Genomic DNA, 16,482 nt, shown 5'->3' with positions numbered 1-16,482 from the left:
TGTTTGGAGACAGCCAGTTTACCAGCACCCTGTCTGTCAACTTCCACTTCCCCAAGATCCCGCGAAGAACCAAAAAAAAGCCCACGGCACAGGCGGTGGGCAAAGACAATTCAGGATGGATGTTCACAGACAGTGAGCGCGTCTGCAGACCGGTCGGGAAAAAACAGAGGAGCCGTCGCGAGGCTTCAGAGTCGGTTCATTTGATAGAGTTGAACGAAAGAAAGCTTGTAGTAACGGATGGTCTTGGCAACAAACTTTTTCATCATTAATCCCAACAAACAGGTTCGAAATGTTCATCGAATACGTACCGGGAACCCGGAATGACCGGCCTGTATTCAGAGGTATGCCCTCACTGCGAGGCGCATTGTAGGAGCTCTTTCCGGGTGGGGCAAACAAGAAAATCTATGGGCTTTTGATTAGATAAACTAATGTTTTTGGTGGGGGTGTCAATCCGCATAAACATGTGTTTTTACTGGGTTTAAATTGATTTTTGGATGAGCCTGGCCATTTATTGAAATAATCGAGATGCGAAGGCTTTATTCCCGGGGGTGTGTATTTGTTTAACAGAATTGAAACTATTTTTGCGAGTCATAAAATTGATTTAAATCAATTATTTACGACTTGTCGTTTTTTGTGATGAAGCTCCCATAATTAATGGGAAAAGCCCTATAAGTTACCTTGAAAAAACATGTATTGAGGGTGGTTTTACATTGATTTCAATCAAATAAAGGTGATATAAAACAGCGATCATTATAGGCGGGAATAGAACCCTGGTTATTGTTTATTAGATGTTAAACATTAGCTTTTTTTGTTCCTGTATATTGCCTTGTTGTTAATGTGGTGGCAGTCGAATCCGGTCAGTCCGCGAGGGGTGACCGACCGTTCGGGGACTTCCAATGGAAGCTTTGTCCTTAAAACTTAAAATAGCCGTGCCAATAATCGGTGAGGAAACATCATGATTGCTGAGCATGTGGTAGACCTATCGCGGTTCCAATTTGCTGCGACGGTCCTTTATCACTTCCTGTTTGTACCCTTGACGCTGGGGATGGCCTTCATCCTGGCGATCATGGAGTCTGTCTATGTGATGACCAACAACACAGTGTACCGGGACATGACCAAGTTCTGGGGCAAGTTGTTTGGTATCAACTTCGCCCTCGGGGTTACCACCGGGCTCACCATGGAGTTTCAGTTCGGTACCAACTGGGCTTACTACTCCCACTATGTCGGCGACATCTTCGGGGCCCCGCTGGCCATCGAAGGTTTGATGGCCTTCTTCCTAGAGTCCACCTTCGTCGGTATGTTCTTCTTCGGTTGGGATCGTCTCAGCAAGCGCCAGCACCTGGCGGCTACCTGGCTGATGGCGCTCGGGACCAACCTCTCCGCACTGTGGATCCTGGTCGCCAACGGCTGGATGCAGAACCCGGTGGGTGCCGAGTTCAACTTCGAATCCATGCGCATGGAGATGGTGAGCTTCGCCGACCTGGTGTTCAACCCGGTTGCCCAGGTCAAGTTCGTCCACACCGTGGCGGCAGGCTATACCACGGGCGCCATGTTCGTGCTCGGGATCTCCTCCTATTACCTGCTGAAGAATCGTGATGTGGCGTTCGCTCGTCGCTCCTTCGCCATCGCGGCCGCGTTCGGCATGGCCTCCATCCTCTCCGTGCTGGTGCTGGGTGACGAGTCCGGCTACGAGACCGGGGAAGTGCAGAAGGTGAAACTGGCGGCCATCGAGGCCGAGTGGAACACGGAGCCGGCTCCGGCATCCTTCACCCTGTTCGGGATCCCGAACCAGGAGGAGATGCGCACCGACTACGCCATCAAGATCCCCTATGCCCTCGGCATCATCGCCACCCGTTCCCTGGACGGTCAGGTAACTGGTCTCAAGGATCTCAAGAGCGAGCATGAGCTGCGCGTGCGCAACGGCATGACCGCCTACGACCTGCTGACCAAGCTGCAATCCGGTGACAAGTCCGACGATACCCGCGCCCGCTTCGACGAAGTGAAGCAGGATCTGGGCTACGGTCTGCTGCTCAAGCGTTACACCCCCAACGTGACCGACGCCACCGACGAGCAGATCAAGGCTGCCGTGGATGACTCCATCCCGCAGGTACTGCCGCTGTTCTTCGCCTTTCGCATCATGGTTGCCTGCGGCATCCTGATGCTGGTGCTGATCGGTCTGGCCTTCTATGACAGCACCCGCCACAAGATCGGTGAGCGCAAGTGGCTGCTCAAGGCGCTGCTGTACGGCATTCCGCTGCCCTGGATCGCCATCGAGGCTGGCTGGTTTGTCGCTGAGTATGGTCGTCAACCCTGGACCATCGCCGAGATGCTGCCGACTTATGTCTCTGCATCCAACATTCCTGCGTCCGAGATCTGGTTCTCTCTGATCGGGATCTTCCTGTTCTACACAGTACTGCTGATCATCGAGATGTACCTGATGTTCAAGTATGCGCGCCTGGGCCCAAGCAGCCTGAAGACGGGCAAGTACCACTTCGAACAGAGCAAGGCATAAGGAGAGTGACCCATGTTTGATTACGAACTGTTGCGTCTGGTCTGGTGGGTGCTGGTCGGCGTGCTGCTGATCGGGTTTGCCATCACCGACGGTTTCGATATGGGGGTGGGCGCCCTGCTCCCCTTCGTCGGCAAGAAGGATGTGGAGCGTCGCGTGATGCTCAACACCATGGGGCCGCACTGGGAAGGCAACCAGGTCTGGCTGGTGACCGCCGGTGGTGCCCTGTTTGCCGCCTGGCCCATGGTCTATGCGGCGGCCTTCTCCGGCTTCTACATCGCCATGATCCTGACCCTGATGGCGCTGTTCTTCCGTCCGGTCGGCTTCAAGTACCGCTCCCTGCAGGAAGACGCCAAGTGGCGCTCCAACTGGGACTGGGCTCTGTTTGCCGGTAGCGCCATTCCCCCTGTTATCTTCGGGGTGGCGTTCGGCAACCTGCTGCAGGGTGTACCGTTCAGCTTCAACCAGTTCCTGATGATGACCTATCACGGCAACTTCTTCGGCCTGCTCAATCCGTTCGGTCTGCTGGCCGGTCTGGTTAGCCTCTTCATGATCATCACCCAGGGCGCAACCTGGCTGATGATGAAGACCGAAGGTGAAGTGCTGGCGCGCTCTCGCACCGCCGCCATGATCTTCTCCCTGCTGACTCTGGTGCTGTTTGCCCTGGCCGGTGTCTGGGTGAGCGGCATGGATGGTTATGTGATTGTGGGCTCCGTCGCCACCGACGCCGTCACCAACCCCCTTCACAAGGAAGTGGTGGTGCAGGCCGGTGCCTGGATGCAGAACTACAACCTCTATCCCTGGATGATTGCTGCACCCGTGCTGGGTCTGGTGATGTGTCTGCTGACCGCCGTGGCGGCCAAGCTGGACAAGGGGTGGGTGGCGTTCCTGTTCTCCTCCCTGGCCATCGCCGGCATCATCCTGACCGCGGGCTTCTCCATGTTCCCGTTCGTGATGCCCTCGAGCCTCGAGCCGTCCCAGAGCCTGACCATGTGGGATTCCACCGCCTCCTTCAACACCCTCAAGGTGATGACGGTAGTCGCAGTCGTCTTCGTGCCGACCGTGCTGGCTTACACCATCTGGACCTACATCAAGATGTTCGGCCGGGTGAGTAACAAGCACATCGAAGACAACCAACAATCGCTCTACTAAGAAGGTGCCCTGATATGTGGTATTTCACCTGGATCCTGGGGCTGCTGCTGGCCTGTGCGTTTGGGATTATCAATGCGCTCTGGCTGGAGCACACCGAGAACCTGGATCGTCAGATTGATGAAGACAAGTGACAGGCTCGCCCGGCTGGCCGCTCCTCTGGAGCGCCAGCCATGGCAAGGTCTGATGCTGCTGGCGGCGGCCCTGCTGGCTGTCGCCATCTTGCAGGTGCCCAACCTGGTCGCGGCCAACACCAGTGAGCACGGCCTCTGGCTTGCGCCCTGGCTGATGTGGGCGGTCTGTTGCGGTGTCATGCATGGACTGGGGTTTCACCCGCGCAGCCTGGTGGGTCGCGTGCTGTTCTTCCCCTGGCTTGCACTGCCCAGCCTGCTCTACGGGCTCTGGCTGACCAGCAGCTACTACCTGCCATAAATTATGAAGGAGGTCGGCATCAGCCCACCTCCTTCTTCTTTTTTGAGGGGCGTGCCGCCGTCCGGTCAGAGCGACAGAACCTCGCTTGTCACGCCGCTCGCAGGCACTTCTCTTGTCCGCTTTTCTTGCGATGCTGACAGCCCTGTGGTCTTCGGCTTGTCGGCGCCGCAGTACGCCATAAAAAACAGGGAGAGAGGGGATTTCCCTGTCTCCCCCTGCTTCTTTCCTATTCAGCCCTGCGCTATGATAGCCCCCCATCTGACTGTCGAATGGATCACAGATTTTTATGGGGGAAGTCTCTGAGTTTCCGGTGCGTGTCTACTACGAAGACACGGATGCCGGAGGCATCGTCTACAACGCCAATTATCTCAAGTTTATGGAACGGGCCCGCACCGAATTCCTGCGCGCAGGCGGCATCGAACAGGATGTCCTGCTGCAGGCGGGGATCGCGTTTGTGGTGAGTCGCACCGAAATCGACTTCCGCGCGGCGGCCCGCTTCAATGAACTGCTGACCGTAATGACGCAAGTAACTGAAGTGAAACGCGCTTCCATGCGTTTTTCACAGCAGATCCTGGCGGCTGATGGACGGCTGATCACTCAGGCCATGGTACAGATCGCCTGTGTCAGTCATCCGCAAATGAAACCTGTTGCAATACCTGAAAATATCAAGGGAGTGCTGTTAAGTGCACGCTGAAATTTCGTTTATTGGCCTGTTCTGGCAAGCCAGTCTGTTGGTGAAACTGGTCATGATGACCCTGATGGGCATGTCGGTCGTCTCCTGGGCGCTGATCATCCAGCGCTCCAAGGCCATCAAGGCGGCCAACCTCGCCTCGGAGCAGTTTGAAGACAGATTCTGGTCCGGGGTCGACCTCAATCGTCTCTACCAGGAGTCCTCCTCCCGTCGTGACGACATCGAAGGCATGGAAGACATCTTCTACTCCGGCTTCAAGGAGTATGCCCGCCTGCTCAAGGCCGGTGCCCGCGGTCAAGATGCGGTGATGGACGGTACCTATCGCGCCATGCGGGTCTCTCTGTCCCGTGCAGTGGACGATCTCGAGTCCAACCTGCCGGTCTTGGCGACCATCGGCTCCATCAGCCCCTATATCGGTCTGTTCGGTACCGTCTGGGGGATCATGAACGCCTTTATCGCTCTGGGTCAGGTTCAGCAGGCGACCCTGCAGATGGTGGCACCGGGTATCGCGGAGGCGCTGATCGCCACCGCCATGGGTCTGTTTGCCGCCATCCCGGCCGTTATCTTCTACAACCGCTTCACCAACAAGGTCGAACGGCTGGAAAACGCCTACGCCAACTTCATGGACGAGTTCACCACCATTCTGAACCGCCAAATCGCACAGCAGGGTGAGAAGTAATGCAAACCTATCAGCGGCTCAAACGCAAGAAGGTCGCCGAGATCAACGTGGTGCCCTATATCGACGTCATGTTGGTGCTGCTCATCATCTTCATGGCGGTCACGCCCGTGATCACGCAGGGGGTCAAGGTCGACCTGCCCCAGGCGGAGTCCGAGCAATTGCCGGAAGACTCCAAGCCGCCTTTCATCGTCAGCGTCAATACCGAGGGTGAGTACGTCATCAAGGCCGGCGAGGCGGATGACGAACCCGTACCGAGCGGCACCCCCGAGGCGATGCAGCAGTACATCACCGAGAAGGCCATGGGCTATCTGGCCATCAACCAGAACGCGCCCGTGGTGGTCGCCGGTGACAAGTCCGTACGCTACGAGGAGGTGATCCTGCTGATGGTGGCCCTCAAGAAAGCCGGTGTGCCTCAGGTTGGTCTGATGACGGATCCGGTGAACTGACGGAGATGGATGTGAAGCGTGGTATTTCCGGTTATCTCGTCGCGTCGCTGCTGCTGCATCTGATCATCGGCATCATCCTGCTGGTCGGTGTCGACTTCAGCAAACCCAAGCGCCCCGAGTCCAAGGGACAGATCGTCAATGCGGTCATGATGGACAGCGAAATGCTGGAGCAGCAGATGCAGCAGGTCCAGCAGCAGAAGCAGGCCCAGCCCAAGGCTGCACAGCAGCAGAAAGACAAGGAAGACGCTGAGCGCGTCAAACGCGAGCTGGCACAGGAGCAGGAGCGTCTGCGTATCGCCGAGACCAAGCGCAAGCAGGCCGAAGAGGCGACCCGCAAGGCCGAAGCCGACAAGCAGAAGAAAGAGGCTGAACAGAAGCAGGCGGAAGAGAAGGCCCAGAAAGCCGAGGAAGCCCGCAAGCTGGAAGAGCAGAAGACCAAGAAGGCCGAAGCCGAACGCAAGGCGGCGGAAGAGGCCAAGGCGCTGGCGCTCAAGAAGAAAAAAGAAGAGCTGGAGAAGAAGCAGGCTGAAGAGAAGGCCAAGGCGGAAGAGGCCAAGGCCAAGAAAGCGGAAGCCGAGAAGAAGGCCAAGGCCGAAGCCGAGAAAAAGGCGAAGGCGGAAGCCGAGAAGAAAGCCAAGGCCGAGGCCGAGAAGAAGGCGAAGGAAGAGGCTGACAAGAAGGCAAAAGCTGACGCAGAGAAGAAGGCGAAGGCCGAGGCTGACAGAAAGGCCAAGATTGAGGCGGAGCGCAAGCGCAAGGCGGCCGAAGAGGCCAAGTTGCAAAAAGAGATGGAAGCCATGATGGAGCAGCAGCTGGCCGCCGAGGCCAATGCGCGCAGTCAGGCAGCATCGGCAGCCGCCAAGGGCGAAGTCGACAAGTATGCCGCCCTCATCAAGGCCACGGTCGAGCGCTACATGATTTTGGATCCCACCATGCGGGGCAAAACATGTACTATCGGTGTCAAGTTGGCCAGTAGCGGCTTCGTCATCTCGGTGGACAACGGTCAGGGTGATCCGGCGGTCTGCCGCTCCGGCAAGGCGGCGGTGCTGAAGGCCAACCAGTTGCCGGTGCCGAAGGATCCGGCGGCATTCGAGATGTTGAAGGAGTTTAACCTCAAGTTAGAACCGAGCATCTAAGCGTGATAGAACGGGGTCAATGACCGTGGTTGGCAGCATCTGCTGATAAAGGGATTTCACCTCTCATTTTTTTGGAACAGAGTATTTAAGCCATGATAAGAAAAGTGTTTTTTGCTTTGGTTGGCTGCCTTCTGCTAGGCCAGAGCGCTCAGGCGGCCTTGGACATCGTCATCACCGGCGGTATCGACAGTGCGCGCCCCATCGCCATCGCCCCCTTCAAGTGGGAGGGCAATGGCCAGTTGCCGCAGGATATCGCGGAAGTGGTCTCCAACGACCTGATGCGCAGCGGCAAGTTCAAGCCGCTGGCTCGTGGCCAGATGCCGCAGACGCCGAGCACCAGCGGCGAGATCAACTTCGCACCCTGGGCTTCCCAGGGGGTCGAAGCCGTGGTGGTCGGCTCCATCGCCGCCGTGGGTGATGGTACCTACAAGATCAACTTCGAGCTGGTCGACGTCCTGAAAGGCCAGCTGGCCAAGACCCAGGGCGGTGAAGCGAACGGTTACATCCTGGACAGCCGCATGGCGACCATCCCGGGTGCCCAGATGCGCCAGTTTGCCCACCGCATCTCCGACATCGTCTACGAGCGTCTGACCGGTGAGCGTGGCGCCTTCCTGACTCGTCTGGCCTATGTCTCCGTGCAGCAGGGCACCCAGTTCCCGTATCAGCTGCGGATCTCCGACTACGACGGCTACAACGAGAAGACCCTGCTGCGCTCCCGTGAACCCCTGATGTCCCCGGCCTGGTCGCCGGATGGCAGCAAGCTGGCTTACGTGAGCTTCGAGAACCAGAAGTCCGAGATCTATGTGCAGGACATCTACACCCAGCAGCGCAGTCTGATCACCAGCTTCCGTGGCATCAACGGTGCGCCGGAGTGGTCTCCAGATGGTCGTCGTTTGGCTATTGTTCTGTCCAAAGATGGGCAGCCTGACATCTATGTCGTTGATGTTGCTAGCAAGCAACTCACCCGAGTCACAAATAACCGTACCATCGACACCGAACCCTCCTGGATGCCGGACGGTCAAACTTTGCTGTTCACCTCTGAACGTGGTGGCAAACCCCAGATTTATAGCGTAAATTTGGCGACTGGCATGACTCGCCGGATGACCTGGGAAGGGGATTCCAACCAGGGGGCATCCATCACACCGGACGGCAAGTCCATGGTGATGGTGACCCGGGTTCAGGGACAATATCGCATCGCTCGCCAGGATATGGAAAATGGAGCCATGCTGGTACTGACCCAGAGTGCTCTGGATGAATCGCCAAGTGTGGCTCCCAATGGCAGCATGATCATTTATGCCACCATCTATCAGGGTCGTAAGAGTCTTGCATTGGTGTCGACCGACGGTCGCTTCAAGGCAGTGCTTCCGACCAGTAGCGGTGAAATTCGTGCACCAGCTTGGTCGCCCTTCTTGAATTGATAAAAATCGATTGTTTTTTGTTTTGTTATAAAGGTTTAAGGAAATAGCATGCAACTCAATAAACTGCTCAAGGGTCTGGCCATCGCACTGCCACTGTTCACCCTGGCTGCCTGTAGCTCCTCTTCCGACTCCGACGCCGCTGGCGCCGAGTCCGGCATGACCGACGGCATGGGCGGTGTACAAACCGGCGGCGCCAACGGCATGTTGTCCCCGGAAGAGCAGATGCGTCAGAAGTTCGAAGCGCTGCAACGCGACAACGTGATCTACTTCCCGTACGATGGTTACGACATTCAGGGTCAGTACGCCGACCTGCTGGATGCCCACGCCAGCTACCTGCGTGAACGTCCGAGCGTCAAGGTACTGATCGAAGGCCACGCCGACGAGCGCGGTACGCCGGAATACAACATCGCGCTGGGTGAGCGTCGTGCCAAGGCTGTTGCCAAGTATCTGCAAACCCTGGGTGTGCAGGCCGAGCAGCTCTCCATCGTCAGCTATGGCGAAGAGAAGCCGCTGGATCTGTCCCACACCGAGGAAGCCTTTGCCAAGAACCGCCGTGCGGTCCTGGTTTACTAAGGTTTGAGTCGAACGAAGTTCGTTTATATGCAAGCGGCCATTTCGATGGCCGTTTTATTTGCACTAAACGTCAAGGTTTGATCCGAATGAAATCTGTATCAGCGAGCGACTATGCGCTGGCCGTTTTATTTGCACTAAACGCTAAGGTTTGATCCGAATGAAATCTGTGTACAAGCAAGCTGGTGTTGCGCTGGCCGTGTTGGTTGCTTTGAATACGCAAGCGGCGGCACCCGTGAGCGATCTGAGCGGGGATTCTGGCAGCAGCGGCGTGGTGCTGAGCGGCAACAATGGTGCCATCGTACCGACCGGCAGCCTGGAAGACCGGGTTGCTCTGCTGGAGCGTACCCTCAACGCCCGTCTGCGTCTGCAGGCCGAACTGCAGCAACAGGTCGACTCCCTGCAAGGGGAGGTCTCCGAGCTGCGTGGTCAGCTGGAACAGCAGACCTACCAGATGGAGCAGTCCCAGGAGCGCCAGCGCCAACTCTACCAAGAGCTCGACAAGGTGGCCAACAGCCAGCCTGCCGCCACGCCCGCAACACCTGCTGCAGGTGCTGCAACGCCTCCTGCCGCGGCTGCCAACTACTCCACCAACCAGGATGAGAACCAGGCCTACGACGCAGCCGTGAACATGGTGCTCAAGGAGAAGAACTACGACAAGGCCATTCCTGCCTTCGAAGGGTTCATCAAGCAGTTCCCGAACTCCAGCTATGTTCCCAATGCCCACTACTGGCTTGGCCAGCTGATGTTCAACAAGGGCGACAGGGCGGGGGCCGCGAGCCAGTTCTCCACGGTGGCGAACAAATACAGCAAGTCACCCAAGCGGGCCGATGCCCTGCTGAAACTCGGCATGCTCGCCCAACTTGACGGCAAAAAAACAGAGGCCAAGGCCTTCTATGAGCAGGTGATCAAGGGTTACCCCAACACCTCGCCGGCCCAGCTGGCCAAACAGAGTCTGGCCAAGCTGTGACATTGCTGCATGTCACTGTTTTCGTAACACTCTTGTAAATACCGCCGTGCTTTGTATGCGCAGTGAACAATCAGATTTAAATTAAGATTTTTCTATTGCGCCAGGATGATAAATCCGTAATATAGGCCGCCGTCAGAGCCGGAGCAGTAATGCAGTCGGCACTGGTCGTGGTGAGGGTCGTTAGCTCAGTCGGTAGAGCAGTTGACTTTTAATCAATTGGTCGCTGGTTCGAATCCAGCACGACCCACCATTTCTTCACAGCAGGTGAAGACAATATTCCCAGGTCGTTTAGCTCAGCTGGGAGAGCACCTCCCTTACAAGGAGGGGGTCACTGGTTCGAGCCCAGTAACGACCACCATGTTGTAACGCTGGCCGCCACATGCGGCTGGTGAAAGGTTCAGGATGTGGGTCGTTAGCTCAGTCGGTAGAGCAGTTGACTCTTAATCAATTGGTCGTAGGTTCGAACCCTACACGACCCACCACTCTGAACACAGAATCCCAGGTCGTTTAGCTCAGCTGGGAGAGCACCTCCCTTACAAGGAGGGGGTCACTGGTTCGAGCCCAGTAACGACCACNNNNTAATTCCCAGGTCGTTTAGCTCAGCTGGGAGAGCACCTCCCTTACAAGGAGGGGGTCACTGGTTCGAGCCCAGTAACGACCACCATGCTTTAAAAATGATTTAGATGGGTCGTTAGCTCAGTCGGTAGAGCAGTTGACTTTTAATCAATTGGTCGCTGGTTCGAATCCAGCACGACCCACCATCATTTCAGTCTTGTCCCAGGTCGTTTAGCTCAGCTGGGAGAGCACCTCCCTTACAAGGAGGGGGTCACTGGTTCGAGCCCAGTAACGACCACCATATTGAAAAGCCCGCAGCGATGCGGGCTTTTTCGTTTCCGTCTCCCATCAGGTTCGCAGTCGATCCAGCTCGCTTGCCAGGGTGGTGGCCGCCTGTTCCAGTGCCTCGCTCAGGCGCTGGCTGGCATTGGCCTCTTGTCCCAGGGTGGTGGCGGCGTCGCCGATGCGCATCAGGTTCTGGTTGATGGTGTCGCTCACGGCACTCTGCTGCTCGGCGGCGGTCGCCACCTGGCTGATGTGATCATGGATCTGCTGGATCTGGCTGACCACCTGATTGAGTGCCTCGAAGGCCTGCTCCGTGCCTTCAACCGTACTCACCGAGCGGGCGATCCCCGTGCTCATCAACTGCTGGCTGCTGGTGACCTCGGTTTGCAGGCTGCCGATGAGCTGCCCTATCTCGTCGGTGGATGAGCGGGTCTTGTTGGCCAGCGCCCTCACCTCGTCCGCCACGACGGCAAACCCCCTGCCCATGTCGCCGGCCCGCGCCGCCTCGATGGCTGCGTTGAGTGCCAGCAGGTTGGTCTGTTCGGCAATGGCCCGGATCACATCGAGAATGTGGCTGATATTGGTGCTGCGCTGGGCGACCTGGGCGACCGCCTTGTCGGCCTGATGCATGTCCTCGACCAGGGTATGGATCTCGCTGCGGGCCCTGCTCAAGGTCTGCTGGGCCGTGCTGACATGGTGGGTCACCGCTTCCGACTCCTGCGCCGCCTGTTCCGCATAGCCCGCCACACTGACTGCCGTGGTGCTCATCTCGTGCATGGCGCTGACCACGCTCTCCAGCTCCAGGCTCTGATCATCCAGGCTGCTGCGCATGGCATCGGCCGTCTGTTTCATGCCCCTGGCCTGCTGATGCACCTGTTGCCCTATCTGCTTGCTGCCCTGCACCATGGCCCTCAGCTTGCCGAGGAAGGCATTGAGATGCCTGCCCAGCTCGATGAGCTCCTGGTGGGTGTCGATACGCATCTGCTGGGTCAGGTCGCCCTCATTGCTGGCGAGGTGGGAGACGTGGCGGCTGATGAGGGAGAGGGGCGCCGTGATGGTCTGAATGAACCAGACAAGCAGCCCCAGGGCCACCAGGGTGATGACAACGATGGCAACCAGCTGCTGCTGCTGGGTCGCCTGCAACAGGCTGCCGAGCTGCTGGCTGATGGTGTTGGCCTGGCTGAGGGCGAGGGCCTTGGGCACCTTGATCATCAGCCACCACTGGTTGTCGGCAGCCTCGATCCGTATGGGCTGCTGCAAGATGAAATCGCTGTCGGTATCGGCGGGGCGTCCATTCGGGGCAACCAGTCCGGCCTCTGTCAGGGGACGCCCCAGTTTGTCCGAATGGCGGTTGCTGCCGACGATGAAGCCCGCCTTGCTGACCAGGGTGACCTCGGCCTGGTTGTCATAGAGGCTCTTGCCAAGGTGCTCGGCCAGTTGCTGGAAGATGGGCAGGTTCATGTCGACCCCGGTGATCCCGGCAAACTTGCCATCCTTGAGGACGGGCACCGTCAGGCTGGTCATCAGCATCTTCTGGCCAGGGCTTATCTCGTAGAGGTAGGGTTCCATCAGGCAGGGGCGACGAGTCTCGCGACCGCAGAGATACCACTCGCTGTTGCGAATGCCGAATTCATTGCGCGAGGTGTCGAACTTGGCGTCACTGGTGGCGGCATCTATGGTCTGCTGCGCGATGTTTCCGTTCTGTTCCCGGGTGAAATAGACCTCGAGACTGCCCTTGCCGGCAACCGAATGGCTGGCGCCCGTCTGCCAGTCGGCGTCCTGTCCGTCGTAACCGTTGGGTTCGAACTGGGCGTAGATGGAACTGATCCCGTTTGCCTGGCGCAGGCGGCTGCCAAGCAGGAGCTCTACTTGCGGGCGACTCAGCCGCTGGTCCGGCTGGGCCATGCTTCCTTCAAGCTGCGCCGCCATGCCGAGCGGTATCTGATAGGCCTGCTGCAACTGGTCTTCGATCTGCACGGCATACCGCTCTGCCTGGAATTGCAGGGAACGGGAAACCTCCTGCTCCAGGGCGCCACGGGTCTGCGCCATGATGTCATCGCGCAGGCCGTTCAGCGAGGAGGACTGTATCCATGTCATGGCGACGCCACTGGCGAGAAAAAGTCCCAGCGTGAGCAACAACAACTTGGTCTTGAGCGAACGTTGTTTCATTCGACAACTCCTTTTGGCAAGAATGACAACGATATGGTCGGAGCGGGTCCTGACAGTTGTACTGTACTGGATTTGTTGATGGGTTTGTGCACGGCTTCTGGTTATAATTTTGGCCTTCCCGAGCGTTGATGGAACAGTCGCAATGAGCAATGCACTGAGCAGTATTCCGCCGGTAGTCGAGATGGACTACCCCTTCCCGGCCAAACCACAGCCCCTGACTCCCGAGCAGAAGGCGACCCTGATCGCCGAGATCAAGGTACTGCTGCAGGCGCGCCAGGCCGTGCTGGTTGCCCATTACTACACGGATCCCGAGATCCAGGCCCTGGCAGAAGCCACCGGCGGCTTCGTGGGTGACTCCCTGGAGATGGCCCGCTTCGGTCGCGACCATGCAGCCCAGACCCTGATCGTGGCCGGTGTGCGCTTCATGGGAGAGACCTCCAAGATCCTGAGCCCCCACAAGCGGGTGCTGATGCCGACGCTGGAGGCCGAGTGCTCGCTTGATCTGGGTTGTCCCATCGACCAGTTCTCCGCCTTCTGCGATGCCCACCCCGATCACATCGTGGTGGTCTATGCCAATACCTCGGCAGCGGTGAAAGCACGGGCCGACTGGGTGGTCACCTCCAGTATTGCGCTGGAGATCGTCGAACATCTGGACAGTCAGGGTCACAAGATCATCTGGGGCCCGGACAGACACCTCGGCGCCTACATCGAGAAGAAGACAGGGGCCGAGATGCTGCGATGGCAGGGTCACTGCATCGTGCACGACGAGTTCAAGGCCAAGGCGCTGCGCGAGCTCAAGGCCCAGAACCCGGATGCCGCCGTGCTGGTGCACCCGGAGTCCCCGGCCTCCGTCATCGAACTGGCGGATGCGGTGGGTTCTACCAGCCAGCTCATCAAGGCCGCCAAAGAGCTGCCCCAGCAGAAACTGATCGTGGCGACCGATCGCGGCATCTTCTACAAGATGCAGCAGGCCTGCCCGGAGAAAGAGATGGTGGAGGCGCCCACCGGCGGCGATGGTGCCACCTGCCGCAGCTGCGCCCACTGCCCCTGGATGGCGATGAACGGCCTGGTGGCCATCAAGGAAGCCCTGACCGACGGTGCCGAGCGTCACGAGATCCATGTGGATGAGGCACTGCGTCTCAAAGCGCTTGTCCCGCTCGACCGCATGCTGGATTTCGCCGCGGAGCTCAAGCTCAAGACCCAGGGCAACGCCTGACTGACTCTGATGGCAAGATGCAAAGAGGGCTCCCGCGGGAGCCCTCTTTATTTATCCGTCATCTGTATCGTCAGATGATGATGGTGGAGAAGCTGTGCTCCTCGTCGGGCGGGACGGTGATCCCGTCCTCGGCGGTGATGGCCGCCTCGACACAGAGCATGGTGCGATAACCGTCGTCACTCATGTCGGCCATGGCGCTGGCCCCTTCCTGCCAGGGAGTCCAGACCACCACGCTGTCGTGGTTGCCGTTGACCACCCGGGTGGTGCGCTCACCATCCTGCACGCTGACCATGGCATCGGGCTGGCGGTAGATGCGATCCATGGCTGCGGTGACGGTCAGCGCGCCCTGTTGCAGTTCGTTTCGGCCGGTCAGCTTGTCCAGATAGGGTTCGCCGAGGCCGGTCACGGTCACCGCTTCCGGCGCACTGATCTGCAGGTAGGTGTGCAGGGCGGCATTGTAGGTGAGCGCTGACTTGCCGGTGTTGCGGGTGGTCAGCACCAGGGAAAGCTCCTTGCCGACCAGTACGTCCAGCTCCAGCTCGAAGGCATGGGGCCAGAGCGTCCTGCTGGCATCGTTGTCACGCAGGGAGAGGTGGACGAGTGTGCCATCCCCGTGATCGGAGACCCCATCCAGCGTCCACAGGCAGTTGCGTGCGAAGCCATGAGCCGGCTTGCCGCTGCCAACGCGAGCGGGGGAGGGGCCGAACCAGGGCCAGCAGAGGGGAATGCCGCCGCGAATGGGCTTGCTGCCATCCAGTATCGCCTTGTCGCTGAGCCAGAGAGAGGCCGGCTCACCATGGCGTTGGTAACGCAGCACGTGGGCGCCAAACAGGCTTATCTCGGCCCTGGCGTGCTCATTGTCTATGGTCAGCAGGGGCAGGCCATCCTGGCTCAGGGTGCAGTGGGCAGTCAGCGTACGTGTCGGTGTCATAAAGGCTCCAGTGCTCGGGGACATTCAGAAAGGGTCCGTGATTCAGAATACAAAAAGGCGGCCATTGGCCGCCTTTTTTCAAGCTACGCGATTGCGCATCCCAAATTACTTGGAGATGTGAGCGATCAGGTCCAGAACCTTGCTGGAGTAGCCCATTTCGTTGTCGTACCAGGAGACGACTTTCACGAAGGTCTTGTTCAGCTGGATACCAGCCTTGGCATCGAACACGGAAGTCTGACGCTCACCCAGGAAGTCGGTGGAAACCACTTCGTCTTCGGTGTAGCCCAGCACGCCCTTCATGGCGCCTTCGGAGGCAGCCTTCATGGCCTGGCAGATTTCAGCGTAGGACGCTTCTTTCTTCAGGTTGACGGTCAGGTCAACAACGGACACGTCCGGAGTCGGCACGCGGAAGGCCATGCCGGTCAGCTTGCCGTTCAGTTCCGGGATGACCACGCCAACAGCCTTGGCAGCACCGGTAGAGGACGGGATGATGTTCTGAGCCGCACCGCGGCCACCGCGCCAGTCTTTGGCAGACGGACCATCAACGGTCTTCTGGGTAGCAGTGGTAGCGTGAACGGTGGTCATCAGGCCGGATTCGATACCGAAGGTATCGTTCAGAACCTTGGCGATGGGGGCCAGGCAGTTGGTGGTGCAGGAAGCGTTGGAAACGATGTCCTGGCCAGCGTAGGAATCCTGGTTGACGCCCATGACGAACATCGGGGTAGCGTCTTTGGACGGACCGGTCAGTACGACTTTCTTGGCACCGGCAGCGATGTGCTTGCGAGCGGTTTCGTCGGTCAGGAACAGACCGGTTGCTTCGGCAACAACGTCAACACCGATTTCGCCCCATTTCAGGTTGGCCGGGTCACGTTCAGCGGTAACACGTACGGTTTTGCCGTTGACGATCAGGTTGCCGTCTTTGACTTCAACAGTGCCCTTGAAGCGACCGTGAGTGGAGTCGTACTTCAGCATGTAAGCCATGTAGTCAACGTCGATCAGGTCGTTGATACCAACCACTTCGATGTCAGCACGCTCAGCGGCCAGACGGAAAACGAAACGACCGATACGGCCAAAACCGTTAATACCTACTTTGATAGTCATAATTGGTTACCTAACTGTTCAGTAGTCAAAGAAAATTCCGTTTGTAAATTTACTAGAACTCCCTCGCGAGTCAACCAACAATCTGCGCGAAATTGCGCTATATCATGAAAAACTGTGAAATTTATTTTCGGTTTATGTAACTGGCTACCAGGGCTGACGCATCAGTGTTTATACTTTGAACAACCCCATACATTCGAACAAATATTGTTCATTCAGACAGCAGAG

General features: G+C 58.0%; 16 protein-coding genes and 7 tRNA genes. 20 read left to right on the top strand and 3 right to left on the bottom strand.

All coding sequences use genetic code 11. The features are described 5' to 3' along the window. The 19 genes from OKC30_RS14125 to OKC30_RS14035 all read left to right on the top strand — a co-directional run. On the top strand, positions 1–269 hold a 269-nt coding region (locus tag OKC30_RS14125), incomplete at its 5' end, for a hypothetical protein (protein ID WP_270809657.1). A 686-nt stretch (positions 270–955) separates the two neighbouring features. Continuing rightward, a complete protein-coding gene (locus OKC30_RS14120; RefSeq protein WP_270662390.1) occupies positions 956–2,512 on the top strand; it encodes a cytochrome ubiquinol oxidase subunit I in 1,557 nt (518 codons plus the stop codon). A gap of 12 nt (positions 2,513–2,524) precedes the next feature. Beyond that, complete coding sequence (gene cydB / locus OKC30_RS14115) at positions 2,525–3,661, top strand: cytochrome d ubiquinol oxidase subunit II (protein ID WP_010672870.1); 1,137 nt, start codon at positions 2,525–2,527, stop codon at positions 3,659–3,661. A 14-nt stretch (positions 3,662–3,675) separates the two neighbouring features. Further along, complete coding sequence (gene cydX / locus OKC30_RS14110) at positions 3,676–3,792, top strand: cytochrome bd-I oxidase subunit CydX (protein ID WP_005331536.1); 117 nt, start codon at positions 3,676–3,678, stop codon at positions 3,790–3,792. Next, on the top strand, positions 3,779–4,090 hold the full coding sequence (locus OKC30_RS14105) for a cyd operon YbgE family protein (protein ID WP_160836628.1): 312 nt from the start codon (positions 3,779–3,781) through the stop codon (positions 4,088–4,090). The genes cydX and OKC30_RS14105 overlap by 14 nt, the downstream gene beginning before the upstream one ends. 286 nt (positions 4,091–4,376) lie before the next feature. Further along, positions 4,377–4,784, top strand: a complete 408-nt coding sequence (ybgC, locus tag OKC30_RS14100) for a tol-pal system-associated acyl-CoA thioesterase (RefSeq protein WP_160836590.1) — start codon at positions 4,377–4,379, stop codon at positions 4,782–4,784. Next, positions 4,774–5,460: a protein TolQ gene (tolQ, locus tag OKC30_RS14095; RefSeq protein ID WP_010672873.1), complete on the top strand. Its 687-nt coding sequence runs from the start codon at positions 4,774–4,776 to the stop codon at positions 5,458–5,460. The genes ybgC and tolQ overlap by 11 nt, the downstream gene beginning before the upstream one ends. After that, positions 5,460–5,906 carry a protein TolR gene (gene tolR / locus OKC30_RS14090; protein ID WP_010672874.1) on the top strand — a complete coding sequence of 149 codons (447 nt, stop codon included), beginning with the start codon at positions 5,460–5,462 and terminating at the stop codon, positions 5,904–5,906. Before tolQ ends, tolR begins: the two co-directional genes overlap by 1 nt. Positions 5,907–5,911: 5 nt before the next feature. Then, entirely contained in the window at positions 5,912–7,042 is a 1,131-nt protein-coding gene (gene tolA, locus OKC30_RS14085) for a cell envelope integrity protein TolA (protein ID WP_042014603.1), read from the top strand. 92 nt (positions 7,043–7,134) lie between these two features. Next, positions 7,135–8,460 (top strand): Tol-Pal system beta propeller repeat protein TolB, encoded by a 1,326-nt coding sequence (tolB, locus tag OKC30_RS14080; protein WP_010672876.1) that lies wholly within the window; start codon positions 7,135–7,137, stop codon positions 8,458–8,460. Between the two features lie 48 nt (positions 8,461–8,508). After that, positions 8,509–9,033, top strand: coding sequence for a peptidoglycan-associated lipoprotein Pal (gene pal / locus OKC30_RS14075; protein WP_010672877.1), 525 nt, complete (start codon positions 8,509–8,511; stop codon positions 9,031–9,033). A 157-nt stretch (positions 9,034–9,190) separates the two neighbouring features. Further along, a complete protein-coding gene (gene ybgF, locus OKC30_RS14070) occupies positions 9,191–10,000 on the top strand; it encodes a tol-pal system protein YbgF (protein ID WP_160836588.1) in 810 nt (269 codons plus the stop codon). 174 nt (positions 10,001–10,174) lie between these two features. After that, positions 10,175–10,250: transfer RNA gene (locus OKC30_RS14065), tRNA-Lys, on the top strand. A 32-nt stretch (positions 10,251–10,282) separates the two neighbouring features. After that, positions 10,283–10,358 (top strand) — tRNA-Val (locus OKC30_RS14060). A gap of 48 nt (positions 10,359–10,406) precedes the next feature. Next, positions 10,407–10,482: transfer RNA gene (locus OKC30_RS14055), tRNA-Lys, on the top strand. A 19-nt stretch (positions 10,483–10,501) separates the two neighbouring features. Further along, positions 10,502–10,574, top strand: a tRNA-Val gene (locus OKC30_RS14050). A gap of 14 nt (positions 10,575–10,588) precedes the next feature. Further along, positions 10,589–10,664: transfer RNA gene (locus tag OKC30_RS14045), tRNA-Val, on the top strand. A 21-nt stretch (positions 10,665–10,685) separates the two neighbouring features. Beyond that, a tRNA-Lys gene (locus OKC30_RS14040) sits at positions 10,686–10,761 on the top strand. Between the two features lie 19 nt (positions 10,762–10,780). Continuing rightward, a tRNA-Val gene (locus tag OKC30_RS14035) sits at positions 10,781–10,856 on the top strand. A 47-nt stretch (positions 10,857–10,903) separates the two neighbouring features. On the opposite strand, the gene OKC30_RS14030 is transcribed toward OKC30_RS14035, so the two are convergent. Then, entirely contained in the window at positions 10,904–13,009 is a 2,106-nt protein-coding gene (locus tag OKC30_RS14030; protein ID WP_160836586.1) for a methyl-accepting chemotaxis protein, read from the bottom strand. Between the two features lie 142 nt (positions 13,010–13,151). Here OKC30_RS14030 and nadA point away from each other — a divergent pair, with 142 nt between their 5' ends. Next, positions 13,152–14,225: a quinolinate synthase NadA gene (gene nadA, locus OKC30_RS14025; protein ID WP_010672880.1), complete on the top strand. Its 1,074-nt coding sequence runs from the start codon at positions 13,152–13,154 to the stop codon at positions 14,223–14,225. Positions 14,226–14,295: 70 nt separating this feature from the next. Here the strand turns inward: nadA and OKC30_RS14020 are convergent, their stop codons facing one another. Both OKC30_RS14020 and gap read right to left on the bottom strand, forming a co-directional pair. Further along, a complete protein-coding gene (locus tag OKC30_RS14020; protein WP_160836584.1) occupies positions 14,296–15,156 on the bottom strand; it encodes a D-hexose-6-phosphate mutarotase in 861 nt (286 codons plus the stop codon). A 105-nt stretch (positions 15,157–15,261) separates the two neighbouring features. Then, on the bottom strand, positions 15,262–16,257 hold the full coding sequence (gap, locus tag OKC30_RS14015) for a type I glyceraldehyde-3-phosphate dehydrogenase (protein WP_010672882.1): 996 nt from the start codon (positions 16,255–16,257) through the stop codon (positions 15,262–15,264). Positions 16,258–16,482: the final 225 nt, after the last annotated feature.

The organism is Aeromonas sp. QDB18 (assembly GCF_027705325.1).
Taxonomy (GTDB): domain Bacteria; phylum Pseudomonadota; class Gammaproteobacteria; order Enterobacterales; family Aeromonadaceae; genus Aeromonas; species Aeromonas caviae.
Note: the sequence above shows the minus strand (reverse complement) of the source record. Positions and strands in the feature narration are given on the sequence as shown.